The sequence below is a fragment of the Hyphomonas sp. genome, assembly GCF_046313735.1.
Lineage (GTDB): Bacteria > Pseudomonadota > Alphaproteobacteria > Caulobacterales > Hyphomonadaceae > Hyphomonas.
Window position 1 is genome coordinate 1 of the sequence record NZ_JBKBXW010000054.1, and the last position, 4,516, is coordinate 4,516.

The 4,516-nt window shown below is 64.5% G+C and carries 6 protein-coding genes; 3 read left to right on the plus strand and 3 right to left on the minus strand.

Annotation, left to right across the window (positions count from 1 at the left end; translation table 11 throughout):
* Positions 1-273: 273 nt before the first annotated feature.
* Positions 274-912 (minus strand): lysoplasmalogenase, encoded by a 639-nt coding sequence (locus ACK4SV_RS15905; protein ID WP_409918824.1) that lies wholly within the window; start codon positions 910-912, stop codon positions 274-276.
* The gene (locus ACK4SV_RS15910) at positions 909-1,310 is read right to left on the minus strand and encodes a YkvA family protein (RefSeq protein WP_409918825.1); all 402 of its coding nucleotides are present in this window, start codon (positions 1,308-1,310) and stop codon (positions 909-911) included. Before ACK4SV_RS15910 ends, ACK4SV_RS15905 begins: the two co-directional genes overlap by 4 nt.
* 66 nt (positions 1,311-1,376) lie before the next feature.
* Between ACK4SV_RS15910 and ACK4SV_RS15915 the strand changes: the two genes are divergently transcribed.
* Complete coding sequence (locus ACK4SV_RS15915) at positions 1,377-2,159, plus strand: SDR family NAD(P)-dependent oxidoreductase (RefSeq protein WP_409918826.1); 783 nt, start codon at positions 1,377-1,379, stop codon at positions 2,157-2,159.
* 123 nt (positions 2,160-2,282) lie between these two features.
* Here ACK4SV_RS15915 and ACK4SV_RS15920 read toward each other — a convergent pair whose 3' ends face one another.
* Positions 2,283-2,765, minus strand: coding sequence for a GFA family protein (locus tag ACK4SV_RS15920; RefSeq protein WP_409918827.1), 483 nt, complete (start codon positions 2,763-2,765; stop codon positions 2,283-2,285).
* 139 nt (positions 2,766-2,904) lie between these two features.
* Here ACK4SV_RS15920 and ACK4SV_RS15925 point away from each other — a divergent pair, with 139 nt between their 5' ends.
* A complete protein-coding gene (locus tag ACK4SV_RS15925) occupies positions 2,905-3,582 on the plus strand; it encodes a nitroreductase (RefSeq protein WP_409918828.1) in 678 nt (225 codons plus the stop codon).
* A 45-nt stretch (positions 3,583-3,627) separates the two neighbouring features.
* Positions 3,628-4,516 (plus strand): L,D-transpeptidase family protein (locus ACK4SV_RS15930; RefSeq protein ID WP_409918829.1); only part of this gene is annotated, 889 nt, incomplete at its 3' end.

Consider the following 4,516-nt stretch of genomic DNA (forward strand, 5'->3'; position numbering starts at 1 on the left):
CAATCGCAGCCTTCAGCTTCTTCTTGGCGTCGCCCGAACGGTGCGAGCGGCCAAGGGCGGCAGTCACGAGATTTTGAAGGGAAAAGCCCGGATATTTCGCGGTGGGGCCCGACGAAAAATGTGGGCAGGCAGGGCGCACGGCCGGCTTGGCGGTGGTCACGTTCATCTGTTTTACTCCTATCCTTACAGATAGGCTGGGCGCCGTTGGGGGCGCCTGGCCCGCCGCGTCATTCGCATAGTTCCCGTGCAGATACAAACGGGATTTTCTGCGGCCTATCTCAGGATAAATCCGAGAAGGATGGCCGCCTGGCCAAAGAAATACAGATGCCACAAGGAGATGGACGGCCAGAAGCGGGCAGGCTCGCCGCTCGGCCGGCGGAAGAGTTCATTGGCGAGAATCGCATCAGACAGGATGAACATCAGCGCGCCGATCAGCACGAGTCCGTAGCCCGCTGGCAGGGCGATGGCCGCGGCGCCCATCACCAGGATCACCGCGCCATAGGCAAAGACTGGCCAGCGCATCGCCCCCAGCGAGGGCGACAGCCAGGCGATATACCCCGCCCCCGCCAGCACCAGCACCGCGCGGGCGGCATAGTTCAGCGCGTCCCCGCTCACCTGCCCCGCAGACCAGAACAGGATCACGTAAAACACATGCGCCGTGAAGAAGGCCGCCATACCGGGGATCAGCCAGCGTTCCGGCCGGCCAGCGAGGAAGGCGTCTCCCAGCGTGGAGGCCGCAAGGCCGGCCAACAGCAGCCAGGGCGCGCCCATCCACGCCGCCACACCGGTCAGGATCAGCATACCCGAAATCTTGAGGATCAGCTTGGCGGGGCTAGGCGGCGCGCGCGACAGGGTAAAGCCATATACGGCTGCGAGCAGGCCCGCGAGGCCCAGCGCCAGCCAGAGGGTCACTTCGTATCCCGCACCGGTTCTGGCAGCTTCAGAGCCTTGCGGGCCATCGCGCGGTGGCGCTCGGTGACATGCGCCCCGACCACGCTCAGCGCCGTCGCCAGAACGGTTGCGTCGTCGGTAAAGCCGAGGCCGACGATGGCGTCCGGGATCAGGTCCACCGGCATGACGAAATAGGCGGCGGCGGCAAACAGCACGGCTTTCGCCTTGGTAGGCGTAAGCGGGTCGCGCGCGCAGAACCAGGCCGCCACCAGATCGTCGGCGAAAGGCAGCTGTGAGGCAAACTTGCCGATTTTCGGCAACAGCCCCTGCGCCCGGCGTTCGTTCCGGCGAATCGATTTTGGCAGGTAGATATCCCCCTGCCCTTTGACCGTCTCGATGATTTCCGCTGCGTCAGACATTGCGCTCTCCTAGGGTCATTATACTCCTGAACGCCAGTCAACGAAAAGCAAGGAGGGCAGTGCCCCATGGAACTCAATTCTAACATCTCCGCCGTGATTACCGGCGGCGCCTCCGGCCTCGGCGCCGCGACCGCCCGCAAGCTCGCCAGCTATGGCGTCAAGGTCGCCCTGTTCGATCTGAATGCCGAAAAAGGCGAGGCACTGGCCAAGGAACTCGGCGGCGTGTTCTGCGAAGTGAACGTGACGGATGACGCCTCGGTCGATGCCGGCTTTGTGAAGTCCCGCGCCGCGATTGGCCAGGAGCGCATTCTGATCAACTGCGCCGGCACCGGCAATGCCATCAAGACCGCCAGCCGCGACAAGAATTCCGGTGAAATCAGCCACTTCCCGCTCGATAAGTTCAACCTGATCATCCAGATCAACCTCGTCGGCACCTTCCGCTGCATCGCCAAATCCGCTGCCGGTATGATGAGCCTCGAGCCCCTGCCCTGCGGCGACCGCGGCGCCATCGTCAACACCGCCTCCGTGGCCGCCGAAGATGGCCAGATCGGCCAGGCCGCCTATTCCGCCTCCAAGGGCGGCGTTGTCGGCATGACCCTGCCGATCGCGCGGGACCTGTCGCGCGAGAATATCCGCGTCAACACGATCCTGCCGGGCATCTTCAACACGCCGCTGCTCGCCGCCGCGCCGGAACCGGTGAAACAGGCCCTCGGCGCGCAGGTGCCGTTCCCGCCGCGTCTCGGCAATCCGGACGAGTTTGCCTCGTTGGCCACCGAAATGGTCCGCAACAATTACTTCAACGGCGAAGACGTCCGCCTCGACGGCGCGATCCGCATGGCGCCTCGTTGATTTTATGCTCGCCGCTGTTCCCGCCTGACGGCGGGGCGGCTGCGCCTTCGCCTTGCTCGTGGGGTTCTCCCCTTTGAGCATTGGATCTGGGAAAGCCCGCTCTCCGGAGCGGGCTTTTTCTTTTCAGCTCCGGCTGGCCATCAGTTTTTCCCAGCGCGCCATCGCGTCCGGTCCCCAGATGGCGAGGCGGTCCGGATAATAGTCGTCGAAGGCAGGTTTGCCATCGGTGAGCGCCAGCCAGGAGACCGCCGAAGACCTGAAGATATGAACGTCCGGCCGGACCGCCTTCGGATCGTCAAGCGTTCCGACCCGGATGAAGGCCGCCGCTTCCCGCGCTGTGGGATAATGGCTCCAGACCGCGATAAGGCAGCGAGGGCACCGCGCGATCAGCTGGCCGCGCCCGCTCAGGCTGGGGGTGTCGAAAATTTCGGGCGGGGCGCCCAGCAATTCGACCTCGGACGACTCGATCACCGCATTGATGACAAACGCGGAGCCCGTCTCCCGCTGGCACCAGCTGCAATGACAGCAATGCGTCACGATCGGCGCGCGCTTCAGCCGGTAGCGCACCCTCCGGCATGTGCATCCGCCTTCCAGCTGATCTGTCATTTCGCGCCCCCCACGTCTGACCCAACAGAACAATACATGAACATAACGATCGCGCAAGCCCCTCACGTGGCGGCAGGGGCTGCCAGCCGCCCAGACGGCGCTAGAAGTTTGCAGAGTTAATTCAGATGGGAGCGCAAACGTGGATTTTGACGAGGTGATCCGGGGCCGGCGCAGCATTCGCGGCTATCTCAACAAACCCGTGCCCCAGGCGCTGATCCGCGAGATCCTCGAACTCGCCATGCGCGCGCCGACCTCGCTGAACACACAGCCCTGGAATTTCTATGTCGTCGCCGGTGAGGTGCTGGACCGCATCCGTGCCGGCAATGTCGAGCGCAACCTCGCCGGCGTCCCTGACAGCCGCGAGTTCCGCATGGGCCCCGGCTATGAAGGCGTCCACCGCGAACGCCAGATCGAGATCGCCAAGCAGCTCTTCGGCGCCATGGGCATTGCGCGCGAGGACAAGGAAAAGCGCCATGACTGGGTGCTGCGCGGCTTCCGCCAGTTCGATGCGCCCGTCTCCATCGTCGTCACCTATGACAGGTCCATCCAGGGCAGCGACATTGCGCCCTTCGACTGCGGCGGCGTGGTCAACTGCCTCGTCAATGCCGCCTGGTCGCGCGGACTTGGCTGCGTGATCAACTCGCAGGGCATCATGCAGAGCCCGGTCGTGCGCGCCGAGGCCGGCATCCCGGACGACCAGGTGATCCAGACCTGTGTGGCGATGGGTTGGCCGGATGACACCTTCCCGGCGAACGCCGTCGTCTCGACGCGAAAGTCCGTAGACGAAGCTGCGGTATTCCGAGGGTTTCAGGACTAGGACGCCAGATGTCAGGATCAGGGTAAGCCCCAAGGAGGCTGCCTTATGACCCAGAAGTCCCCATTCGCCGGCTGGTGCAATCCGCCCAGCCGCCTCAAGTCTTTTCTGTTCGCTGCCGCGCTGCCGGTCTCGCTGTCTATCTTTGCAAATCTAACCGCAATGGCGATGCCGGAGGGAAGTTGTCCCGCAGGATCCGCGGTAAGTACGGACGCGGCGCCGGAGGCCTGCGCCCAGGATGCCTCGGGCGCTGTGAACGGAGCAATTCTACAGTCGCTCGACGCGCTCACCGCGCATGGCCTCGACCCCGCTCGTTATATCGCCAACGGGGCCAGCCCGCGCGACGCCTGGCTGCTCGCTGCGACGCATCTTCGCCGCGGCGCGATCGACGCGGAAACGCTCGCGCCGCGCCTCGAGGCGGACGCTGCACTAGCCGAAACCTTCAACGCGTTGCCAACCGATGCGGACGCGGAAGCCTACAGCGCCGCCCTAAACGCGCTTGCCCCGACCTCTTCCCTCTATGCGGCCCTGCAGACGGAACTTGCGCAGCATCAGCAAAGCCCGCTGACCTCGGCGGAGGCCAAAGCCGCCTCCGACGCGCAGGCCCGGATGGCCAGCCTCCGCGCCAGTCTCGAACGGCTGCGCTGGTTGCCGCGCGAGAACACCGAGCGGCAGATCTACGCCAACATCCCCACTTTCGAGGTCGTCGCTCTCACCGGCGACACCGAAGTCTCGCGCCATGTCGCGATTTTCGGCGAAGAAGATCGTCAGACGCCGGAGTTTTCCGACTCCATCACCTATCTCGAGTTCAGTCCCTGGTGGAATGTTCCCGCCAGCATGGCCCGGAGGGACAAGCTCCCTGATTTCCAGAACGACCCCGGCGAGATTGAGGAGCTCGGCTACAAGGTGCTCGATGCGTCGGGCAACCCCGTGAACG

Bases quoted from the DNA above. Each gene is read 5' to 3' on its own strand.
- ACK4SV_RS15910 (WP_409918825.1), bottom strand. From the start codon at position 1,310: ATGTCTGACGCAGCGGAAATCATCGAGACGGTCAAAGGGCAGGGGGAT.
- ACK4SV_RS15915 (WP_409918826.1), top strand. From the start codon at position 1,377: ATGGAACTCAATTCTAACATCTCCGCCGTGATTACCGGCGGCGCCTCC.
- ACK4SV_RS15920 (WP_409918827.1), bottom strand. From the start codon at position 2,765: ATGACAGATCAGCTGGAAGGCGGATGCACATGCCGGAGGGTGCGCTAC.